The organism is uncultured Roseovarius sp., assembly GCF_947259555.1.
In the GTDB taxonomy this organism is placed as follows: domain Bacteria; phylum Pseudomonadota; class Alphaproteobacteria; order Rhodobacterales; family Rhodobacteraceae; genus Roseovarius.
This window is the reverse complement of record NZ_CAMYMD010000001.1, coordinates 46278-67217: the sequence shown is the minus strand read 5'-3', so window position 1 is coordinate 67217 and position 20940 is coordinate 46278. Positions and strand designations below refer to the sequence as shown.

17 protein-coding genes, 1 pseudogene and 1 riboswitch are annotated in these 20940 nt (G+C 63.3%); of the genes and pseudogenes, 9 read left to right on the top strand and 9 right to left on the bottom strand.

Going from position 1 to position 20940, the window contains the following annotated elements:
* Positions 1-253: hypothetical protein (locus Q0X85_RS00320; protein ID WP_297767464.1), on the bottom strand; the 253-nt coding region annotated here is incomplete at its 3' end.
* Positions 254-609: 356 nt separating this feature from the next.
* Here Q0X85_RS00320 and Q0X85_RS00315 point away from each other — a divergent pair.
* On the top strand, positions 610-1650 hold the full coding sequence (locus Q0X85_RS00315; RefSeq protein ID WP_297767462.1) for an IS110 family transposase: 1041 nt from the start codon (positions 610-612) through the stop codon (positions 1648-1650).
* 230 nt (positions 1651-1880) lie between these two features.
* Here Q0X85_RS00315 and Q0X85_RS00310 read toward each other — a convergent pair.
* Positions 1881-2561, bottom strand: a pseudogene (locus Q0X85_RS00310) (aldehyde dehydrogenase family protein); the annotation flags it as partial.
* 141 nt (positions 2562-2702) lie between these two features.
* On the opposite strand from Q0X85_RS00310, the gene Q0X85_RS00305 reads away from it, so the two are divergent.
* Positions 2703-3617, top strand: coding sequence for a LysR family transcriptional regulator (locus Q0X85_RS00305; RefSeq protein WP_297767459.1), 915 nt, complete (start codon positions 2703-2705; stop codon positions 3615-3617).
* Between the two features lie 8 nt (positions 3618-3625).
* Here the strand turns inward: Q0X85_RS00305 and Q0X85_RS00300 are convergent, their stop codons facing one another.
* Positions 3626-4318, bottom strand: coding sequence for an arylesterase (locus tag Q0X85_RS00300; RefSeq protein ID WP_297767456.1), 693 nt, complete (start codon positions 4316-4318; stop codon positions 3626-3628).
* Here Q0X85_RS00300 and Q0X85_RS00295 point away from each other — a divergent pair.
* The 5 genes from Q0X85_RS00295 (at position 4317) to Q0X85_RS00275 (ending at position 10878) form a co-directional block, all read left to right on the top strand.
* Complete coding sequence (locus Q0X85_RS00295) at positions 4317-4994, top strand: ABC transporter ATP-binding protein (protein ID WP_297767453.1); 678 nt, start codon at positions 4317-4319, stop codon at positions 4992-4994. The two genes, Q0X85_RS00300 and Q0X85_RS00295, sit on opposite strands and share 2 nt — an antisense overlap.
* Entirely contained in the window at positions 4991-7513 is a 2523-nt protein-coding gene (locus Q0X85_RS00290; RefSeq protein ID WP_297767450.1) for an FtsX-like permease family protein, read from the top strand. Before Q0X85_RS00295 ends, Q0X85_RS00290 begins: the two co-directional genes overlap by 4 nt.
* A gap of 80 nt (positions 7514-7593) precedes the next feature.
* Positions 7594-8460 carry an inositol monophosphatase gene (locus tag Q0X85_RS00285; protein ID WP_297767447.1) on the top strand — a complete coding sequence of 289 codons (867 nt, stop codon included), beginning with the start codon at positions 7594-7596 and terminating at the stop codon, positions 8458-8460.
* A 96-nt stretch (positions 8461-8556) separates the two neighbouring features.
* A complete protein-coding gene (locus Q0X85_RS00280; RefSeq protein ID WP_297767444.1) occupies positions 8557-10356 on the top strand; it encodes a helix-turn-helix transcriptional regulator in 1800 nt (599 codons plus the stop codon).
* A 90-nt stretch (positions 10357-10446) separates the two neighbouring features.
* Complete coding sequence (locus Q0X85_RS00275) at positions 10447-10878, top strand: hypothetical protein (protein ID WP_297767441.1); 432 nt, start codon at positions 10447-10449, stop codon at positions 10876-10878.
* 60 nt (positions 10879-10938) lie between these two features.
* Here the strand turns inward: Q0X85_RS00275 and gcvP are convergent, their stop codons facing one another.
* The 4 genes from gcvP to Q0X85_RS00255 all read right to left on the bottom strand — a co-directional run bounded on the left by gcvP (position 10939) and on the right by Q0X85_RS00255 (position 16113).
* Positions 10939-13788: an aminomethyl-transferring glycine dehydrogenase gene (gcvP, locus tag Q0X85_RS00270; protein WP_297767438.1), complete on the bottom strand. Its 2850-nt coding sequence runs from the start codon at positions 13786-13788 to the stop codon at positions 10939-10941.
* An 85-nt stretch (positions 13789-13873) separates the two neighbouring features.
* Positions 13874-14233 carry a glycine cleavage system protein GcvH gene (gcvH, locus tag Q0X85_RS00265; protein ID WP_297767436.1) on the bottom strand — a complete coding sequence of 120 codons (360 nt, stop codon included), beginning with the start codon at positions 14231-14233 and terminating at the stop codon, positions 13874-13876.
* Positions 14234-14254: 21 nt separating this feature from the next.
* Positions 14255-15379, bottom strand: a complete 1125-nt coding sequence (gene gcvT, locus Q0X85_RS00260) for a glycine cleavage system aminomethyltransferase GcvT (RefSeq protein WP_297767431.1) — start codon at positions 15377-15379, stop codon at positions 14255-14257.
* A 165-nt stretch (positions 15380-15544) separates the two neighbouring features.
* Positions 15545-15631: riboswitch (glycine riboswitch) on the bottom strand.
* 29 nt (positions 15632-15660) lie between these two features.
* A complete protein-coding gene (locus Q0X85_RS00255; RefSeq protein ID WP_297767427.1) occupies positions 15661-16113 on the bottom strand; it encodes an Rrf2 family transcriptional regulator in 453 nt (150 codons plus the stop codon).
* Positions 16114-16203: 90 nt separating this feature from the next.
* On the opposite strand from Q0X85_RS00255, the gene Q0X85_RS00250 reads away from it, so the two are divergent.
* Both Q0X85_RS00250 and Q0X85_RS00245 read left to right on the top strand, forming a co-directional pair.
* Positions 16204-16776: a gamma-glutamylcyclotransferase family protein gene (locus Q0X85_RS00250; protein WP_297767425.1), complete on the top strand. Its 573-nt coding sequence runs from the start codon at positions 16204-16206 to the stop codon at positions 16774-16776.
* Positions 16777-16852: 76 nt separating this feature from the next.
* Positions 16853-18121 (top strand): DUF2254 domain-containing protein, encoded by a 1269-nt coding sequence (locus Q0X85_RS00245; RefSeq protein ID WP_297767423.1) that lies wholly within the window; start codon positions 16853-16855, stop codon positions 18119-18121.
* Here Q0X85_RS00245 and gltX read toward each other — a convergent pair.
* Positions 18105-19430, bottom strand: a complete 1326-nt coding sequence (gene gltX, locus Q0X85_RS00240; protein WP_297767420.1) for a glutamate--tRNA ligase — start codon at positions 19428-19430, stop codon at positions 18105-18107. The genes Q0X85_RS00245 and gltX overlap by 17 nt on opposite strands.
* A 65-nt stretch (positions 19431-19495) precedes the next feature.
* The gene (locus Q0X85_RS00235) at positions 19496-20827 is read right to left on the bottom strand and encodes an MFS transporter (RefSeq protein ID WP_297767418.1); all 1332 of its coding nucleotides are present in this window, start codon (positions 20825-20827) and stop codon (positions 19496-19498) included.
* Between the last annotated feature and the right edge of the window lie 113 nt (positions 20828-20940).

Here is a 20940-nt window from a genome sequence, read left to right as displayed (position 1 = left end):
GCTTGCGATCGCTGTATCGCTGCTCTGACAGCGTGCGTGGTCGTGGCGCTCCCGTGACGAACTTGGCCCATAATGCTTCCTTCCATTCCTGAGAAAGGATCGCACCATCAAACCATGGGATCAAACACCTTATGTGTCTTATCCCTGCTATGAATGCCCCGGCGCCGTGTCGGCGCAGGAAGTCGAGCGTGGCCAGAGCTGCCGCGCAGGATTCGCCACCGTCATCGGTGGCGGTAGTGTCGGTCATGAACATGTTGGTGCTCCCGACAGCCAGCCTGCGGCAGGGGCCACATGTTATATGCTGGTGTCAGATCGGCGGTGCCGGGAGGTGTCGGGTCTGCTTCTTGCTCGTTTGCATCTCCGGATCAGGTTCTCTGGTTGGGTCTTTGTGCTGGTGATCGGAATATTGGCTCGATCTGCTGAAGGCGAAGGAAAAAAATTTGGCGAAGACCAGAAATGGCGCTTTATTTCATAGTCCCCGCCCTGCACCTCGTTGGTGCAAGGCGGGGATAGAGGATCACATGGTGTGATCGCGGTGGTCGCTCTCCGATGGCGAACGAGGTCTGATAGTATCAGCCTCACCAATCAAAAGCCGTAAGGAGAACGACCATGAGCCACTATGTTGGTTTAGATGTTTCATTGAAAGAAGTTTCGATTTGTGTGGTGGACACAGGCGGTGAGGTCTTGAACCGCGCGTCTGTGCCGACCGAACCTGATACCATTGCGGAATATATTGCGCAGAATGCCCCAAGTGCAGAACGCGTTGTGCATGAAAGTGGGATACTTGCCACTTGGTTGACGCGTGAGCTGGAAAGACGCGGTGTGCCGATCACATGTATCGACGCCCGCATGGCGCACAAGGCGCTGTCAGCGCGCCTCAACAAATCGGACAAGGCGGACGCTGAGGGTCTGGCGCAGCTGGCGCGGACCGGGTGGTTTACGAAAGTCCATATTCGCAGCGAAGCCTCGGACCGTGTGCGGACGCTGGTTGCAGCGCGCGAACGGCTGATCCGCATGCGCAAGGACCTTGAGGCCCACATCCGTGGTGTCCTTAAAACCTTCGGGATCCGCATGGGTCCTGTCTTGCGCGCCCATCATCGCCAGGGGTTCCGTGACCAACTCGCCGAGGCAGGCGCATGTGATCCAATGCTGGGGCTTCTGGCGCAGACCATGATACCCATTCACAAAACGCTTTGCGCCTCGGCAGAGGCCCTGGGCGATGAGCTGATGCATGTTGCCAAGCAGAATACACTGGCCCGTCGCCTCATGACAGTGCCGGGCGTCGGCCCACTCGTGGCGCTCAACTTCATCGCGACAATAGATGATGCAAACAGGTTCCGACGATCAACCGATGTCGGCGCGTTCCTTGGCCTAACACCACGACGATATCAATCGGGTGAGATCGACAGGTCGGGCCGCATCTCTAAATGTGGGGATGCCGAGATGCGCCGCCTGCTGGTCTCTGCCGCCACGTCACTGATGACGCAGGTCAGGCGATTCTCACCTCTCAAATCCTGGGCGATCCGGCTCAGCGCGCGCAAAGGCTTCAAGAAGGCCGCTGTCGCAACCGCCCGCAAAATCGCCGTGATCCTCCACACCATCTGGCGCAATGGAACTGAATTCAATTGGACGAAGGAGCCCATAACCTAACACACAGCATACCCGCCTGAGGAAAGGGCGGGTTTGGCGTCCTCCGGGACGGAGGCAGATCGATCTCGCGTAAAGCGGTCGAGGTGACGCAGCCGCATCAACCTCGTGAATGACATTCCAGACGATCAGCCCCGGACGCCATCATGAAGCAGCATCGCCTGACTTCGGAGAGAACCACGACCCCGGCGGACAACAAACCTAACGCCCTTGACACAACCGCGATCAGAGAACCCGGTAAAGCTGATGGCGTCCACGCCCGGATGCGAGACCAGGGCATCGCCGACCGCGCGGCCGGGGCCCATCACGAGATTGAACAGCCCCTCGGGCAGATCCTGCCGCGCGATGATCTCGGCGAGCGCCACAGCACTCGCGGGCGTCAGGTTGGCCGGTTTCCATATCACGGCATTGCCAAACGCGAGCGCCGGCGCGATTTTCCACGCAGGCGTCGCAACCGGGAAATTCCACGGGCTGACAATCGCCACGACGCCAACCGGTTCGCGGCGCACATCTATATCAATATCAGGTCGCACGCTCTGGGCAAAATCACCCATCTGACGCAGAACCTCTGCGCCGTAATAGCAAAAGAACTGCCCCGCACGATAAACCTCGCCCACGCCTTCAGCGCGCGGCTTTCCTTCTTCGCGCGCAAGCATTGCGCCGATTTCGGCGCTCCGCGCCATCAACTCGGACCCGATTGCCATCAAGACATCATGACGCTTCTGGATGCCCGCCGCCCACCAGCGCGGCTGCGCCGCGCGCGCAGCCGAAATCGCATCTTCGAGATCTGAACGACCAGCCTGCGCATAATGCCCCACCACATCGGACAGATCAGAGGGATTGCGGTTCTCGATCACCTCTGTCGACATCCGCCACTCGCCTGCGATGAAATTGGCTGTTTGCTGGGTCGTCATGGGCTGGTCCTTCGTGATTTGAGCGGGGAAGTGCCGGGCGATCACCCGCGCACCGCAGACATTCAACGATTGACCGAATTAAGGCAAACAAATATATTTTTACATACATTCAGTTTTCCTTAAACAACATGCAGGCGACACATGATCCGGACCGAAGCCCTGCGCGCGTTTGTCACTGTCAGCGAACACGGCAACATCCGGGATGCCGCCGAGATACTGTGCCGGACACAATCCGCCGTCTCGATGACACTCAAGCAGCTGGAGGCAGAGCTTGGCGGGCCGCTCTTTGAGAGCGACCGCAAGAACAAGATGACAGATCTTGGCGCTTTCGTGCTTGAAATGGTCGGGCCGCTTTTGCGCGACCACGACCGCGCGATAGACTTGATCACCGGCTATGCGCGCGGCTATTCCGGCAATCTTCGGATTGCCGCCGTCCCATCGGTGGCGGCGCTGATCCTGCCGGAGATGCTCAAGGAGTTCGTACAAGACCGGCCCGACGCGGAAATCGACCTTTTCGACACCGACAGCGCCTCGGTGCGGCGCATGCTGGTCCGGGGCCATGCGGATCTGGGAATCGCAAGCCCCGCAACAGAGCCCGACGGGCTCCGTGCGATCCCACTGTTCACCGATCCACTTGTTTTTGTGTGCCGCGCGGATCACCCGCTCGCACAGGAAAAAACGCCGCTCGAGTGGCACCACCTGAACGGCGTGCGCCTCATCCTGAACGAGACCCTGCGCGGCCTTGAGAGCCCCGAATTTCGCGCCCTGTCTGACGCGGCGCGGCTTTCGGTGCGCAATCTCACGTCGCTGCTCGCAATGGTGCAGGCGGATGCCGGCGAGAGCATCCTGCCGGGCCTTGCAACCCGCGCACTGCCGGAAGGCGTCGTGACCCGCCCGCTCGCGGATCCGGCCTGCATCCGCAGTGTCAGCCTCTTGTCACGCGACGGGCGCACCCACAGCCCCATCGCCGCCGCCTTCGTGACCCAACTCTGCGACACGCTGCCCGAAACCGCCAACCGCTTCGGGTTGGGCGCCCATCATGCGCTAGGCGGCTGATCGGCGGCTCATTGCCCGGCGGCGCGCGCCTTTTCCACCAGGGCGCGGACATCTGGCCCGAGCGCTTCGACGATCCGCACCACACCTCGCGCGTTCGGGTGGATGCCATCGGCCTGAAACCAGCGTTGCAATGCCGCCGGATCGCCCTCACCCAGACCGGCAAAGAAATCCTCGGCGAACAGCGTGTCATATTCGGCGGACAACTCCGGATAAATCGCCTCAAAAGCCGTCTCGTACTCGGCCCCGTAATTGCCGGGCGCATCCAACCCGACCAGCAAGACCTTGACGTCGCGCGCCTGCGCCGCCTTCAGGATGGTCTCGAGGTTGGCGCGACTTACGGCCGGATCTATGCCGCGCAAGAGGTCATTGCCACCCAGCGCCACGATCATTGCATCCACTTCGGGCGTCAGGCTCCAGTCGACACGAGCAGCGCCACCCGCTGTGGTATCGCCGGACACACCGCCATTGATCACCTTCGCCGCCACATCCTGCGCCGACAGCCAGTCCCGCATCTGCGGCACAAACCCGTCACCCTCTGGCAGACCGTAGCCTTGGGTCAGGCTGTCACCCAGCGCCAGCACCGTGATCGGCTCTGTGGCCCATGCCGGGCTGACAAGCGTCAGAAAAGCCGCTACCACCTTGCCCAGCGGGCGGATGGCCCCATATAACGGAAAACCTTTGTAAATCAGGCGCAAACGCATGAGTTCTCCTATTCTGTCGCTCTCCGATGTCACACTGTCACTGGAGGGCAATGCCGGTCTTGTGCGGATACTCCACGGGATTTCTCTGGATGTCCACCGTGGCGAGACGCTTGGCCTGATCGGGCCGTCGGGCTCCGGCAAGTCTTCGCTGCTGATGCTGATGGGCGGGCTGGAACGCGCCACGTCGGGGCGCGTCACAGCCCTCGGGCATGATCTGTCAGAGATGAACGAGGACCAGCTGGCCCGGCTCCGGCGCGACAATTTCGGGGTCGTGTTTCAGTCTTTTCACCTGATTCCAACGATGACCGCGCTCGAAAACGTGGCCACCCCGCTCGAATTGGCCGGCCTGCCCGATGCCCGCACGCGGGCGTCCGAAGAGCTCGAAGCGGTTGGCCTTGCATCGCGCTCGGGCCACTACCCCTCGCAACTTTCTGGCGGTGAGCAGCAGCGCGTTGCCCTCGCACGCGCCGCAGCCCCGCGCCCGGCGATCATTCTCGCGGATGAGCCGACCGGCAATCTCGACAGTGCCACCGGCGCGGACATCATCGAGCTTTTGTTCGGTCTGCGGGACAAACATGGCGCGACGCTGGTTCTGGTCACGCATGATCCGGAACTTGCCAAGCGCTGTGATCGCGTGATCAGCCTGCGTGACGGCACCAGCGAGGCCGCCGCATGAGCCTTGCGGTTGCGACACGCCTCGCCCGGCGCGAGTTGCGCGGCGGCCTGCGCGGCTTTCGCATCTTCCTCGCCTGTGTGATCCTTGGCGTGGCGGCCATCGCCGCCGTGGGCACCCTGCGCGAAAGCATCCGCGCCGGGCTCGAGCAACAGGGTGCCGCATTGCTTGGCGGCGATGCCGAACTGGAGCTTACCTATCGCTTTGCCACCGAGGACGAGCGTGCATGGATGGAGGCAAATGCCCTGCGTGTCTCGGAGATCGCCGATTTCCGCTCCATGGCGATCTCACCCGATGGACGCCGAGAGCTGACACAACTCAAGGCGGTGGACGATGCCTATCCGCTGGCCGGTGAGGTTCTTCTCTCGGGCAACATGACGCTCGACACCGCGCTCAAAGGCTCGGACGGCGTTGCCGGTGCGGTGATGCAGCCTTTGCTCGCATCGCGTCTCGGCATTGCCGTGGGCGACACCTTCCGGTTGGGCGAGCGCGACTTTCGCCTGATGGCAGAGTTGGTCAAGGAACCAGACCAGAGCCGGGCAGGCTTTGGCCTCGGGCCGCGCACCATCGTCAGCCGCGCCGCGCTTGACGGGTCCGGGCTGCTCAGCCCCGGCTCGCTTTTCACAACGAAATACCGCCTTGATCTGCCCGACGACACCGATCTCGCGGCCCTCGAGGACCGCGCGATGCAAGAGCTGGACGGCTCGGGCTTTCGCTGGTCGGACGCCCGCAATGCAAGCCCCCGCGTGGCCGAGTTCGTCACCCGCCTCGGCGCGTTTCTCGTCCTGGTGGGCCTGTCCGGGCTGGCGGTGGGCGGTGTCGGCATTTCGGCGGCACTTAGGGCCTATCTGGCGGGCAAGGTACAGGTGATCGCCACGCTGCGCACGCTTGGCGCGGATCAGCGCACGATTTTCCTGACCTATTTCATTCAGGTGGGCGTGCTGGCTCTTATCGGCATCCTTGGCGGTCTTTTGCTCGGCGTGGGCCTTCCCGTGGCTCTTGGACCGCTCCTTGCAACGCGCTTGCCGGTGCCTGCGGTCTTTGCGCCCTATGCCGCGCCGATGGCCGAAGCCGCGCTTTATAGCGTGCTCAGTGTGCTCATCTTCACGCTCTGGCCGCTCGCCCGCGCGCGCGAAGTACGGGCAGCCGCGCTCTATCGTGAGGCAGCAGGCGGTGGGCGCCAATGGCCGGGCTGGCCTTGGGTAGCGGCGACCGGCGCGCTGATTGCGGCACTCCTGGCGGCGGCGGTGGTCTTTTCCGGCAACATGCGCCTCACGTTCTGGACCGCCGGCGGCATTTGCGCCGCCCTCCTCGTACTGGCCCTCGCGGCGACCCTGGTACAGCACCTCTCCCGCGCCCTGCGCGCGCGGATGCACGGACGGCCCGCGCTTGGCTGGGCACTCGGCGCTATCGGCGGGCCGGGCACGACAGCCGGGCCGGTGATGCTCTCGCTCGGGCTTGGCCTTGCCGTGCTGGCGGCGGTCGGGCAAATCGACGGCAATCTGCGCCGCGCCATCGCCGCAGACCTGCCAGAGCGCGCGCCCTCGTTCTTTTTCGTCGACCTGCAGAAAGATCAGATGCCATGGTTTCTCGACCGCCTCGAGACAGACCCGGCGGTGAGCCGGGTCGACAATGCGCCGATGCTGCGCGGCATCATCAGCCGTATCAACGGACGCACCGCAACCGACGTGGCCCCCGGTCATTGGGTGGTCGAGGGCGACCGCGCCGTCAGCTATGCCGACGCCCTGCCCGCCCGCACCGAGATCACGGCCGGTACATGGTGGGGGGCTGGCTATGATGGCCCTCCCCAAGTCAGTTTTGCCGCCGAAGAAGCGATGGAAATGGGCATCGGAATTGGCGATGAGATCACCGTCAACATCCTCGGACGCGATTTCACGGCACCCATTACATCCTTGCGCGAGGTGGATTTTTCCAGCGTCGGAATGGGCTTTGTCCTCTTGATGAACCCGTCGGCGGTGGCGGCCGCGCCACACACCTTCATCGCCACCGTCTACGCCGACAGCAAGGCCGCCGAAGAGACTATCCTGCGCGATGTGACAGACCGCTATCCGAATGTGACCGCGATCAATGTGCGCGATGCGCTGACGCAGGTCACAGACCTGCTCGCGGGGCTCGCGTCGGCGACGTCATGGGGGGCATCGGTCACGCTCCTGACCGGCTTTCTGGTGCTGATCGGCGCGGCAGCGGCAGATCAGAGGGCGCGCACCTATGAGGCGGCCATCCTCAAGACCCTCGGCGCGACACGCGGGCGCATCCTGACCAGCCTTGTCCTGCGGGCCGCGATCCTCGGCGCAGCGGCGGGTGTTGTCGCCCTTGGCGCAGGTATTGGCGGCGGCTGGGCGGTCAGTCATTTCGTGATGGAAACCGATTTCCAGGTGATCTGGGGCTCGGCCCTCGCCATCATTTTCGGCGGGATGCTTGTAACCTTGTTGGCCGGATTGGCCTTTGCCATGGGCCCGTTGCGCGCCCGCCCCGCACGCACCCTGCGGGCGCGCGAGTGATGGCGCCCGCGCATGCCCAATCGCCGCGTTGATTTCAAGCGTCCTTGCTGGCAGTCACTTGCGCAACGACAGGAGATGCCATGACCGATTCGCTGCCGATCCCGCTTTCCCCCCCGCTGACGCCCGCACAGCAGACCATGCTGATCAATCTCGTGCGCCGCGCCGCCAAAGCCGAGATCATGCCGCGGTTTCGCAATCTGACCCGCGCCGACGCAGATATGAAGTCAGGGCCACATGACCTTGTGACGGAAGCGGACCACCAATCCGAGGCCATGCTGGCGCGCGGGTTGCAGCGAATGTTCCCCCATGCATTGATCGTCGGGGAAGAAGCCGTGACCACCAAGCCGGAGCTGCGCGACGAGGTGTCCGAGGCGGAGATGGCCTTTATCATCGATCCGGTGGACGGGACGTGGAACTTTGTCCACGGTTTGCCGCTCTTCGGTGTGATCATCGCCGTCACACGGTTCGGCCGCCCGGTGCTGGGCCTGCTCTACGATCCCGTTTCGGATGACTGGATCATCGCCGACGAGGCAACTCCCGCAAAACTGGTCGGGGCACTCGGCTCGGATCGTGCAGTCGCAGTCTCACAAGGCGGCGAGCTGTCCGACTTGCAGGGCTACATGCATTATTTCCTGATGTCTCAGCCGCGTCAGGACAGCCTCGGCCCATTGCTCTCGGCTCTTGGCCGTTGCATCGCCCTCCGCTGCTCGTGCCACGAATACCGCTTGCTGGCTCAGGGCGCGGTCCATTTCGTGATGTCCGACGTCCTGAACCCATGGGACCACGCGGCAGGCGTGCTGATCTGCCAACAGGCCGGCGGCGTGGCCCGCATGCTGGATGGCCGCGACTACACAACTGCAATCCCCGAAGGCGTTTTGCTCTGCGCGTCCGACGAGCAGACTTGGACACGCCTGCGCGACCATTTCGCCTGTCTGATCGAGGATTGAGTCCTGAGACGTAATTGTTTATTGATTTGTGCTGGCAGCAGCGCCAAGAGTACTTGATCCCTAGGGTCTCAATTAGACGCTCTTCAGGTATTTCCGATGACAAAGAGACGGCCCGGTACGGATCAATACGATAACGGCGTCACCCTGTCAGAAGAGGATCGGGCGGCGGCGATTGATCGTCTCTACGACGTCGCACTTGATCCGGCCCGCTACGAGGCGCTGCTCGATCATTGGGAGAGCACCGTAGGCCCATTGCGGGCGCAGGTGGATCTGAATGCACCGCATCTCTTGGACGATCCGCGCATTGCCGCGCATTTCCGGCGCGCCACAGAGTTTCTGGACCGCGTCGACATCAGTGGCGCGAATGAGGCAAGCCTGCCCGACATCGAGGCGATTCTCGCGCCTTTTGACCGGGTCGCAGCCGTCCTTCTGGACCGCACGCATGCGGTGCGCGCATCCAATGCGACCGCACGGCAACTCATGGGGCTCAACGCGAATGCGAGCCTGACCGATATACCGATTCATGTGTCCGATGTCGGAACTGTCGCCGACGCGCTTACCCTTCTGTTCGAGGATCGCAACAAGGACAGTGCAGTGCTCCGAGTCAGAGCGCGGCGCGCGGATCATCTGATCGTGTTTCGCCTGCAGCGTTGTATGGCCGCCGATGGCACGGTTCTGGTTCTGGCCGCCTCGAATGAGGTCAATCTGCCCGTCGGCTTTTGCGATATCCTGCGACAGGCGTTCGATTTGACGGCGACCGAGGCGGATATTCTGTGCCATCTTGTCGATTGCCACAGCGTGAACGAGATCGCCGCCAGCCGTGCCCGGTCGGTGGATACGATCCGCGCGCAGATCAAGTCGATCCTCGCAAAGACAGAAACCCATTCGCAACTCGAGCTCGTTCGACTGGCCTTGTCGATGATCGACATGACGGCGATGACGGTGCGCAGTGCCACCGGCCCGAAGGATGTATGCCGCGGTTCTGCCACGCTGGCAGAGCGCGATTTTCATTCCCTCACCGCACCGGACGGGCGACGCGTGGATTATCTCGTCCTCGGCGCGCCACAGGGGCGCCCGGTCCTGTACCTGCCTCTCGATTTCGGCCTTGTCAGATGGCCCGCCTCCGCCGAGGCCTGCGCCACGACCCGCGGCTTGCGGATCATCGTGCCGCTGCGTCCCGGCTATGGCTTTTCCGACATGGTCGGGCGTGGCGTTGATTACGACTCCACGCTGCTCAGCGATACGATGATGGTCTTGCGTGCCGAAGGGGTCACGCGCTGTCCGATCATCGCCCTGAGCGGCGATACCTATTACGCGGTGCGCCTCGCACGCGACAATCCCGGCGCGTTCAGTGGCATAATCGCCTGCTCAGGCATGCTGCCCCTCACCCGACGCGAACAATTCGAGCGCATGGACAAATGGCACCGCTTCATTCTGGCGGGGGCCAAGTACACACCCCACCTGCTGCCGTTCATGGTCAAGGCGGGTTTTCTTCTGGCGCAGAAAATCGGCAAGCGCGGGTTCATCCATGCGGTATATGGAAAATCCGCTGCCGATATCGCCACGTTCGAGGATCGCGAAGTGTATGAGGCGTTCGTGACAGGCTCCGACGTCGCCTTGTCGGACACACATTGCGCGCATGACGCGTTTTCGCGTCAGCTGGTCTCGGGCCAGTTGGAAGACTGGAGCGCGCATCTCCTCGCCTTGCGCAACGAGCTGCCAATCATCCTGATGAACGGCGCCCAGGACCCGCAGGTTCCGATGGAGACCTACGAGGACTTCCAGCGCGAATATCGCTGGATCGAGTTTCATCTTTTTGCAGATGCCGGACAACTGGCCTTTTTCCGACACTGGCGCGACGTGCTTGATCGCCTGGATGCACTTCTTGCAGATTAGACGTGCGGCCTACCCCATATGGGGTATGACAGACTCGTAATAATCGCGCTAGCGACAAAACACGTGGTCAGATCGGGTAAATTGTGAGTGATGGCGCAACCGCTTCTGTCGCGTAGCCGATCCTGTCAAAAGGACCGGTTACTTTTCAAAGAAGCCTTTTTAACTAAGAAGGGCGGTCCCGATGGGGCCGCCCGATTGATCCACGGATCACGCCATCCCCCGGGTCGGCGTTTTCTATTGGTGCGGGCCGCGCTTTACTTTTTGCTAAGGAGTCGGCAATATACGGGGTATTCGAAAGTTGTTTTCAGTCTGAGCACCGAAAACGTGACCCTGCGGAGCGCCAACTCCGCAGGGTCTTCTTTTTCAGGAACTCAAAGCCCCGTCAAAAGCCGGATGACCGTGACCAACAGCGTTCCCGCTGCCAGAAAGACCATCCATCTTCGAAAATTGCTTTCATTCAGCCTGATCACCTCCTTCTGCTGCAACGGATTGCAGCAGCACCACATTTTGCGGGCGAGGTGAAGGAAAGGTTAAACTCGCCTCCATCTTGCGGGGCTCCGCTTACAGTCTCCCGACGTCTCCCTACTCCGCCGCCTCGGCATAGTCCTCGAGCGGCGGGCAGGTGCAGATCAGGTGCCGGTCGCCATAGACATTGTCCACACGGTTGACCGGCGGCCAGTACTTGTCCACCCGGAACGCACCCGGCGGGAAACAGCCCTGTTCGCGGCTATAGGGCCGGTCCCACTCGCGAATGAGATCCTCCATCGTGTGCGGCGCGTTCTTGAGCGGGTTGTTCTCGGCCTCCATGCGCCCCTCCTCAATCTCGCGGATCTCCTGCCGGATGGCCAGCATCGCCTCGCAAAAGCGGTCCAACTCGGCCTTGGTCTCGCTCTCCGTCGGCTCCACCATCAACGTGCCGGGCACCGGAAAGCTCATCGTGGGCGCGTGAAAGCCACAATCCATCAGCCGTTTGGCGATATCGTCCACGGTGACGCCCGCGCTTTTCTCGAACGGGCGGGTGTCAAGGATACACTCATGCGCCACCCGGCCCGTCGGCCCCTTGTAGAGCACGTCATAGGCGCCCTCCAGCCGCTTGGCGATATAGTTGGCATTGAGGATCGCCACCCGCGTCGCCTGCGTCAGGCCCGCACCGCCCATCATCAGGCAATAGGCCCATGAAATCGGCAGCAGTGAGGGCGAGCCATAGGGCGCGGCGCTGACCGGGCCCTGTTCGCCCCCCGTCTCCGGATGGCCCGGCAGATGCGGCACCAGATGCGCCTTGACGCCGATCGGGCCCATGCCGGGGCCGCCGCCGCCATGCGGGATGCAGAAGGTCTTGTGCAGATTGAGATGGCTCACATCGCCGCCGACGTCACCGGGCCGCGCCAGACCCACCATCGCGTTCATGTTTGCCCCGTCGATATAAACCTGCCCGCCGTGCGTGTGAGTAATGTCGCAGACCTCGCGTACAGTCTCCTCGAAGACCCCATGCGTCGAGGGATAGGTGATCATGCAGCCGGCAAGGTTGTCCGAGTGTTTCTCGGCCTTGGCGCGGAAATCCTCCACGTCGATATCGCCGTTCTCGGCGGATTTCACGACGACAACATCCCAGCCCACCATATGCGCGCTTGCCGGGTTGGTGCCATGGGCGCTGACCGGGATGAGACACACCTTGCGATGCCCCTGCCCCTGCGCGCGGTGATAGGCAGAAATCGTCAACAGCCCCGCATACTCCCCCTGCGCACCGGAATTGGGCTGCATCGAAATCGCGGCATAGCCGGTGATGTCACACAGTTTGGCCGACAGATCATCGATCATCTGCTTGTAACCCAACGCCTGATCGGCGGGCACAAAGGGATGCAACAGCGCGAACTCGCGCCAGCTCACCGGCATCATCTCGGCCGCGGAATTGAGCTTCATCGTGCAGCTGCCAAGCGGGATCATCGCCCGGTCAAGCGCCAGATCGCGATCCGCCAGACGGCGCATGTAGCGCATCATCTCGGTCTCGGCCCGGTTCATGTGAAAGACCGGATGGGTCAGGTACGCGCTCGCGCGCTGCAATGCCTCGGGGATGCGATACTCATGCGTGAAATCGCTGTCCTCCATGATGATGCCAAAGGCGCGCCAGACCGCCTCCACGGTCGCGGTGCGGGTGCGCTCATCAAGCGTGATGCCGATCTTGGTGTCGCCGACGCGGCGCAGGTTCACACCCTCGCGCACCGCCGATTGCAGCACGCCGCGTTGCAACAGACCCACATCGACGGTGATCGTGTCAAAGAAATCACCCGGCTCCACGTGAAAGCCCGCCGCCTCCAGCCCCTTGGCCAGCCGCACCGTCTTGCGGTGGATACGCTGCGCAATGGCGCGCAAGCCCTTGGGCCCGTGGAAAACGGCATACATCGACGCCATGACCGCCAGCAGCGCCTGCGCGGTGCAGACATTCGACGTGGCCTTCTCGCGGCGGATATGCTGTTCGCGGGTTTGCAGGCTGAGGCGGTAGGCACGGTTGCCGTGGCTGTCCACGCTCACCCCCACAATGCGGCCCGGCAATGCGCGCTTATAGGCGTCTTTCGTGGCCATGTAGGCGGCGTGCGGGCCGCCATAGCCCACCGGCACGCCGAACCGCTGTGTGCTACCCACGGCAATATCGGCCCCCATGGCCCCCGGCTCTTTCAGCAGCGTCAACGCCAAAGGGTCGGCGATCACGATGCCGATGGCCTTCGCCTCGTGCAATGCCGCGGTCTCGGCGCTGAAATCGCGCAGCCCCCCATGCGTCCCGGGGTACTGGAAGATCGCGCCGAACACCTTGTCGGCCTCCATCTCCTCGGGCGCACCGACGATCACCTCTATATCCAGAGGGGCTGCTCGGGTCCGCATCACGGCGATGTTCTGCGGGTGGCAGTTCTCATCGACAAAGAACGCCCGCGCCTTGGACTTGGCGACACGCTGCGCCATGGTCATCGCCTCGGCCGCCGCCGTCGCCTCGTCGAGAAGCGAGGCATTGGCAATCTCCAGCCCGGTCAGGTCGCTCACCATGGTCTGGAAATTCAACAGCGCTTCCAGCCGTCCCTGACTGATCTCGGGCTGATAGGGGGTGTAGGCGGTGTACCAGGCCGGGTTCTCAAAGATATTGCGCTGGATCGCGGGCGGCGTGACGGTGCCATGATAGCCCTGCCCGATCAGTGAGGTCAGCACCTTGTTCTTTGAGGCTGTCTGCCACATGTGATGCAGCAAATCGCTTTCCGACTTGGGCTTGCCAAAATCGAGCGGGGCGTCCTGCCGGATGGATTTCGGCACCGTCTCGTCGATCAGCGCCTCAAGCGTCTCGACGCCCAGCACCTCGAACATCTCGCCCATCTCCTCGGGCGAGGGTCCGATATGGCGGCGATTGGCGAAATCATAGGGCAGATAATCGGTCGCTTTGAACGGCATGGTCATGTCCTCATCGCATCCGGGGGCGGCGCGCGCCGGCCCCCTGCTTCATCTTTCCAGAAATACTCTGTCTGAGGGCGAACCCTCAGCCGATGTATTTCTTGTAGGCGGCCTCATCCATCATATCGTCCATCTGGCCGGGCTCGCTCGGCTTGATCTTGAAGAACCACGCATCGCCCTGCGGGTCGTCATTGACCTTGCCGGGTTCATCGGTGAGCGTCTCGTTGACCTCGACGATCTCGCCGTCGATGGGGGCGAGGATGTCCGAGGCCGCCTTGACGCTCTCGATCACGACCACCTCGTCATCCTTGGTGACCTGCGTGCCGACCTCGGGCAGTTCGACAAAGACCACATCGCCCAGCTGTTCGCTGGCATGTTCGGTAATGCCCACGACAATGACACCGTCCTCGTCGCGCAGCCATTCATGTTCTTCGGTGAATTTCATTCTTTGCTCCCTGATGCTGGTTCAGCGTTTGAAATTGGCGGGGATGAAGGGCAGACGTGCCACCCGGACAGGAAGGCGCTTGCCGCGCACCTCCCCGAAAAGCTCCGTTCCCTCGGCGGCCATTTGGGCGGGGACATAGCCCATCGACATCGGCCCCTCGATGGTCGGGCCAAACGCACCGGAGGTGACATGGCCGACTGGATCGCCGCCTTCGGCGGCGGCGAAAAGCGGCGTGCCCTCACGCATCGGCGCGCGTCCCTCGGGGCGCAGGCCTACGCGGGCGCAGGAGGCACCGGCCCGCAACTCATCCAGAATACGCGCGGCCCCCGGAAAGCCGCCTGCACGGTCGCCGCCCGAACGGCGCACCTTCTGGATGGCCCAGTTGAGACTCGCCTCAACCGGGCTAGTGGTGGTGTCGATATCGTGGCCATAGAGGCACAGCCCCGCCTCCAGCCGCAAACTGTCACGCGCGCCAAGACCGATGGGTGCCACCGCCTCATGCCCCAGCAGCGTGCGGGCCAATGGCTCGGCCTGATCCTCGGTCACCGAAATCTCATAGCCATCCTCGCCGGTATAACCCGAGCGCGAGATCCACAACTCTCCGAAGTCGGTGTCGATGATGCCGACATCCATGAATCGCATCGCAGCCACGCCCGGCGCAACGGTCTCCAGAACGGCCTCGGCGGCAGGCCCCTGAAGGGCCAGCAATGCGCGGTCGGTGATCTCCTCGACCTCGACGCCGGACAACCCGGCCCGCATATGCGCGATATCGTCGGCCTTGCAGGCGGCATTGACCACGACGAACATGTGATCGCCGCGATTGGCCAGCATCAGGTCATCGAGAATGCCGCCATCCTCATTGGTGAAAAAACCGTAACGCTGCCGCATCACGCCCAGACCCAGCAGGTCGACCGGCACCAGCGCCTCCATCGCGCGGGCCACATCGGCATAACCACCCGGCGCGCGCAGGATCACCTGCCCCATGTGGCTGACATCGAACAGCCCCGCGCTGGCGCGGCAATGCAGATGCTCCTTCATCACGCCAATGGGATATTGCACAGGCATGTCATAACCCGCGAAGGGCACCATCTTGGCCCCCAATTCGCGGTGCAGCGCGTTCAGCGGTGTGATCTCCAGATCAGCCATCGGCATCCTTCCCTATCCATCCGGGCCGGATCATGTGCTGATCGCTCCGGCACCGACAGGACGCAAGCCACATGGCCGCGCCGCGATGCCCCCTCTGTCCTTTCGCCTGAGATCGCTATCCCTTCGGCGCCCCGCCACATTCCGCAGGGTCTCTCCAGAGTTCATTTGGCCGGGCAGGTCCTTGATGCCTGAGAGTTTCCGGGGCGGTTGCTCCTTCGGCACTGGCAGTGCCAGTTCTCCCTGTCCAGATGGGTGCACGCTAGTATACCGCGCGCGCGCCTTCAAGCCCGTTTCATGCAAGGCACAGCTGAAAAGATCGTGAAAAGCGCTTCGTTGTCGCAGACCAGCGCATCGAGCGTCACCTCGTCGAGATGGGCATAGAAGGCCTCGACCGCATCCACGAGTGCGACACGCAAACGGCAGGCCGAGGTCAGCGGGCAGGTGTTGTCCACATCTGCGAAGCACTCTGCAACTGGTGTATTTTCCTCCAACTTTCGAAACACCTCGCCCACCCGAATCTCTGACATCGGACGGCCCAGGGTCACGCCGCCGGTGCGCCCGCGCTGCGTGTGCAGGAACCCAAGCTGACCCAGTTTGTTGATGATCTGCGCCAGATGGCTCTCGGAGGTGTTGCAGCGCTCGGCGATCTCGGATTTGGTAACCAGCCGCCCCTCATTGGCCGCGCAGAACATGAGCAGCCTGATTGCGATATTGGTGCGTTTTGTGATCCGCATGGTGTCCGGCTCCCTTGCTTGAATTCGGCGAGGATTGCCCCGAGACTGATGAAAAACCATGATTCAGATCAAAGGAGCGGCAAAACCTTCATGCAGGATGCATATTTCTTCGGCTATGGCAGCCTTGTGAACCGCGCGACCCATGTGTTCGAGGGCGCGCAGACGGCGCATCTCAAGGGCTGGCGGCGCATCTGGCGGCATACTGATCTGCGGCCCGTGGCCTATCTGACGGTGGTGCCGGATGAGACTGCCGAGATCGACGGGCTGATCGCGCCGGTGCCCGGTGCCGATTGGCCCGCGCTCGATGCGCGCGAGGCCGCCTATATCCGCGCGCCCGCCGCGCATCAGGTACGCCACGCCCTGCCCCACGAGCCCGAGATCGCGGTCTATACCATCCCAGACGGTCATCACGGCGCACCGACCGAGGCACATCCCATCCTGCTCAGCTATGTCGATGTAGTGGTGCAGGGCTATCTTCGCGAGTTCGGCGAGGCCGGGGTGGCGCGATTTTTCGAGACCACCCAAGGCTGGGAGGCCCCCATTCTCGATGACCGCGCCGCCCCGCGTTATCCGCGCCATCAGGCACTGGACGATGACGAGCGCGGATTGACCGATATGCACCTCGCCCGGCTCGGCCCGCCGATCATCGCGGCACGGATATGACTCGCGACCACCCATCGACAGGACCCGCCAGGCGCGCCACGATCGTGGCTCATATCGGTGACAGGGGGCACGTGCGGTGAAGTTCCATTTCCTCTCGACATGGGCCATGACCCTCTTGCGGCTGAGCCGCAAGCTCTGGCTGCGGGTCAGCCTTTTCGCCCTGCTCGCCGTACTGGCGGCGGCCGTTTCCATCCTGCTCGAAGACAATATTCCCACGGCGCTGAAAGACCGCTTCACCACCGAATCGGTGATGCCGATCCTGTCGATCCTGGCCTCCGGCATGCTCGCGGTCAGCACCTTCTCGCTCAATGTCATGGTGACGGCGCATAACGCGGCGGCGCAGCAGACCACCCCGCGCGTGCACCGCATCCTGCTGGCCGACACTACCACCCATACCGCGCTTGCGGTCTTCATCGGGGCCTTTGTCTATGCGCTCAGCTCGATCATCCTGATCAAGTCGAATGTCTATCCCGAAGGCTCGAGCGTACTGGTTCTCGGCTTCACCGTGGCCGTCGTGGTGCTGGTCGTGCTGGCGCTCTTGCGCTGGATTCATCACCTCAGCGATCTCGGCAGCATGGACGCCACGCTCGAGGCGACCGAGGCCGCCGCGCGCGCCTGTCTTATCCGCGCCCGCCGCCTGCCCTCTCTGGGTGGGGTGGTGATGACGCAGGAGACGGCCATTCCCGGACAGGCCAGCCCGCTCACGGCCCCGGCGACGGGCTATGTGCAGTTCATCGATATGCCGGGCATCAGCGAGCGGCTGAAATCAGATCAGACGCGGGTCTATCTTTATGCCCGTCCCGGCGATTACGTGATCGAGGACCAGACCATCGGACATGCGATCGGCCTCGACGACGACGGGATCAAGGCCATCGCACGCCATCTGACCATCGGCCGGTATCGCACCTTCGAGCAGGATGCCTCCTACGGGTTGCTGGTGCTGTCGGAAACCGCCTCGCGCGCGCTCTCGCAGGGAATCAACGATCCGGGCACCGCGATCGCGGTGATCTGCCGTCAGGAAAAGCTGCTGCTCGACTGGGCGCATGCCGAGCCACAGGAGAAAGCGCCGCTTTTCTCGCGCATTTTCTTGCCCGACACCTCGCGCCACGCGATGATCGAGAACGCCTTTGCCGGCGCCGCCCGCGACGGGGCAGATCAGATCGAGGTCGCACTGCGGCTGCGCGACGCGCTCGGGCGAATCGCGGATGCTCCGGATACAGACTTGGCCGAGGCCGCGCGCGACATGTCGGCGCGCGCGCTCGATTATGCCGACGCGGCGCTGCCGCTCGACCGCGAGCGCAAGCGCCTGCGCGACGCGACCGGCGGGATCAGTTTCTTGCCTTGATCACCTGCAAAAGCGGCAGAACTTTCGCCATCTCAGGCCCGCGCGCCTGACCGGTCAGCGCCAGACGCAGCGGCATGAAGAGGCTCTTGCCCTTGCGCCCTGTGGCCTCTTTTACGGTCGTCGTCCACGTGCCCCAGGTCTCGTTGTCATGCGGCCCCTCGGGCAGGAGCGCCATCGCCTCGGCGATGAAGGCCCGGTCGTCCTCGTCGATCACCGGCTCGGCCCCGTCGCGGAACACGGCCCACCACGCCTCAAGATCATTGAGCGTCGAGATATTCTCGCGCGTCACCTCCCAGAATTGCGGGCCGAGATCGTCGGGCACGCCAAGCGCGGCAATGATCCCGGCCACCGCCTCATAGGGCCGCGCGGCGATTATCCGGGCGGTCATCGGAAAGAGATCGTTCTCGTCAAATTTGGTCGGCGCGGCACCGAACCGTTCGATATCGAACCCTTCGATCAACTCGGCCATGTCGCTGCGCAACTCCACCGGGTCGGCCGATCCAAGCCGCGCCATCAGGCTCAGCAGTGCCATCGGCTCCACCCCCCGCGCGCGCAGGTCGCGCAGGCTGAGGGTGCCGAGCCGTTTTGACAACGCCTCGCCCTGCGGACCGGTCAAAAGCGAGTGATGCGCGAATTGCGGGGCCAAGCCGCCAAGCGCCTCGATGATCTGGATTTGCGTCGCGGTGTTGGTCACATGGTCCGAGCCGCGCACAACATGGGTGACGCCCATCTCGACGTCATCCACAACCGAGGCCAAGGTATAGAGCACCTGCCCGTCGCCGCGAATGAGCACAGGGTCCGAGACCGAGGCCGCATCAATGGAAATCTCGCCCAGAATACCATCCTGCCAGATGATCCGCTCCTGATTAAGCTTGAAGCGCCAGACGCCGTCACCGCGCTCGGCGCGCAGGGCCGCCTTTTCCTCGTCCGTGAGGCTCAGTGCGGCGCGGTCATAGACCGGTGGGCGGCCCATGTTGAGCTGCTTCTTGCGCTTGAGGTCAAGCTCCGTCGGCGTCTCGAACGCCTCGTAGAACCGGCCCATATCGCGCAGCCGGTCGGCCGCATCGGCATAGCGGTCGAGGCGCTCGGACTGCCGCTCGACCCGGTCCCAATGCAGGCCCAGCCAGTCGAGATCGTACTTGATCGCGTCGACATATTCCTCGCGCGAGCGCTCCGGGTCGGTGTCGTCGATGCGCAGGATGAACGTACCACCCGCCTTGGCGGCGATCATGTAGTTCATCAGCGCGGTGCGCAGGTTGCCCACATGAATGTAGCCGGTGGGCGACGGGGCGAAACGGGTGGTGGTCATGGGCGTCTCCTGACTGTCGCGCGGGCTTTGTCACAGGCGCGGGCGATTGTCCAGATTGCGGCGCTTTAGCCGTGGGTGGGCCAGACGTGATGCTCGTCATCGATCACGAAGGCATGCGCGTGCCGCCGCCCGCCATGGGCGCGCAGATGCGGGTGATCCTCGGGCAGGTCCGGATGTTCATGCTCGGGTGCTTCCGGCAGACCGGCGGGCCAGAGCCGCGCCGCCGTCACCAGCCCCAGCGTCGCTACGCAAGCGAGCAACATCAAGGCCGGCCCCATGCCCATCGCCTGCCCCGCCCAACCGGCCAGAGGGTACGTGAGCAGCCAGCAGGCATGGCTCAGCGCAAATTGCGCGGCAAAGATCGCCGGGCGGTCCTCGGCATGGGCCGAGCGCCGCAACAGCCGCCCCGAGGGCGTGAGGATGCTGGAATAGAGAAAACCGATAGCCGTCCAGACCAGCAGAAACACACCCCAACCCGGAAGCCCCTCTAGCCAGATCAGCGCGCCCATCAGCAACGCCAGGGCAATCAAGCCGCGCGCGCCCGCCATCATCACCCGCCGATCCGGCAGGTGCTCGAGCAGGCGCGGCAGGATCAGCGCCGCCGCCATAGAGCCCGCGCCAAAAGCCGCCATCGCAATCGCCAGACCGGTCTCGCCCGCGCCATAATCGCCGCGGACCATAACCACGGTGTTCACGAGCACGAAGGCCCCGACCGAAGCCGCAGCAAGATTGAGCGCCAGCAGCCCGCGCAAGCGCGGCGTCGCCAGATAGATGCGCAAACCCCGCGACAGACGCTCGCGGAACGGGCGTGCGGCGGTCGTGCCGCGCAGCGCGGGGATCACCGCCACCGCCACCAGAAGCGCGGACCCGACAAACCCCGCCACCGTGCCCAGAAACAGCCAGTGATAGCTCATCACCGTCAGCAAGAGACCGGCCAATGCCGGGCTTGTCAGGTTCTCCAGATCATAGGCCATGCGCGACAGCGACAGCGCCCGGGTATAGTCGCGCTCGTCGGGCAGCACATCGGGCAACACCGCCTGATAGGCCGGGGTGAAGGTGGCCGAGGCGGCCTGCAACACGAAGATCAGCCCGTAGACCTGCCACAGATCGCTGACAAACGGCAGGCAAAGCGCCACGCCCGCACGAATGAGATCGGCCCCGATCAGCACCGCCTTGCGCGGCAGCCGCTGCACCAGTGCCTGTGCAATAGGCGACAGCCCCACATAGGCCACCATCTTGATCGTATAGGCCGTGCCCAGCACCAGCCCCGCGCGATCCCCCGCGAAATCATAGGCCAGAAGGCCAAGCGCCACGGTCAGCAGCCCGGTGCCCACGAGCGCCACGACCTGTGCTGCGAACAGGCGTGCATAATCGCGGTTCTGGAACAGGGTCAACATGCCGTTAAGATACCTTCGGCGCAGGTCATCTGAAAGAGGTGACCTGTCCCGTGCAAGCATCTCAAATTTGCGTGACCGTCAATCGCGCTACATGCAACTGCGCTAAGGTTTGT

Excerpts from the sequence above, each read along its gene's own strand:
- Q0X85_RS00275 (WP_297767441.1), top strand. The coding sequence starts at position 10,447 with ATGGCGCAACCGCTTCTGTCGCGTAGCCGATCCTGTCAAAAGGACCGG.
- gcvH (WP_297767436.1), bottom strand. The coding sequence starts at position 14,233 with ATGAAATTCACCGAAGAACATGAATGGCTGCGCGACGAGGACGGTGTC.
- Q0X85_RS00295 (WP_297767453.1), top strand. The coding sequence starts at position 4,317 with ATGAGTTCTCCTATTCTGTCGCTCTCCGATGTCACACTGTCACTGGAG.
- Q0X85_RS00255 (WP_297767427.1), bottom strand. The coding sequence starts at position 16,113 with ATGCGGATCACAAAACGCACCAATATCGCAATCAGGCTGCTCATGTTC.
- Q0X85_RS00250 (WP_297767425.1), top strand. The coding sequence starts at position 16,204 with ATGCAGGATGCATATTTCTTCGGCTATGGCAGCCTTGTGAACCGCGCG.
- Q0X85_RS00290 (WP_297767450.1), top strand. The coding sequence starts at position 4,991 with ATGAGCCTTGCGGTTGCGACACGCCTCGCCCGGCGCGAGTTGCGCGGC.
- gltX (WP_297767420.1), bottom strand. The coding sequence starts at position 19,430 with ATGACCACCACCCGTTTCGCCCCGTCGCCCACCGGCTACATTCATGTG.
- Q0X85_RS00280 (WP_297767444.1), top strand. The coding sequence starts at position 8,557 with ATGACAAAGAGACGGCCCGGTACGGATCAATACGATAACGGCGTCACC.
- Q0X85_RS00235 (WP_297767418.1), bottom strand. The coding sequence starts at position 20,827 with ATGTTGACCCTGTTCCAGAACCGCGATTATGCACGCCTGTTCGCAGCA.
- Q0X85_RS00285 (WP_297767447.1), top strand. The coding sequence starts at position 7,594 with ATGACCGATTCGCTGCCGATCCCGCTTTCCCCCCCGCTGACGCCCGCA.
- Q0X85_RS00315 (WP_297767462.1), top strand. The coding sequence starts at position 610 with ATGAGCCACTATGTTGGTTTAGATGTTTCATTGAAAGAAGTTTCGATT.
- gcvP (WP_297767438.1), bottom strand. The coding sequence starts at position 13,788 with ATGCCGTTCAAAGCGACCGATTATCTGCCCTATGATTTCGCCAATCGC.
- Q0X85_RS00300 (WP_297767456.1), bottom strand. The coding sequence starts at position 4,318 with ATGCGTTTGCGCCTGATTTACAAAGGTTTTCCGTTATATGGGGCCATC.
- Q0X85_RS00305 (WP_297767459.1), top strand. The coding sequence starts at position 2,703 with ATGATCCGGACCGAAGCCCTGCGCGCGTTTGTCACTGTCAGCGAACAC.
- gcvT (WP_297767431.1), bottom strand. The coding sequence starts at position 15,379 with ATGGCTGATCTGGAGATCACACCGCTGAACGCGCTGCACCGCGAATTG.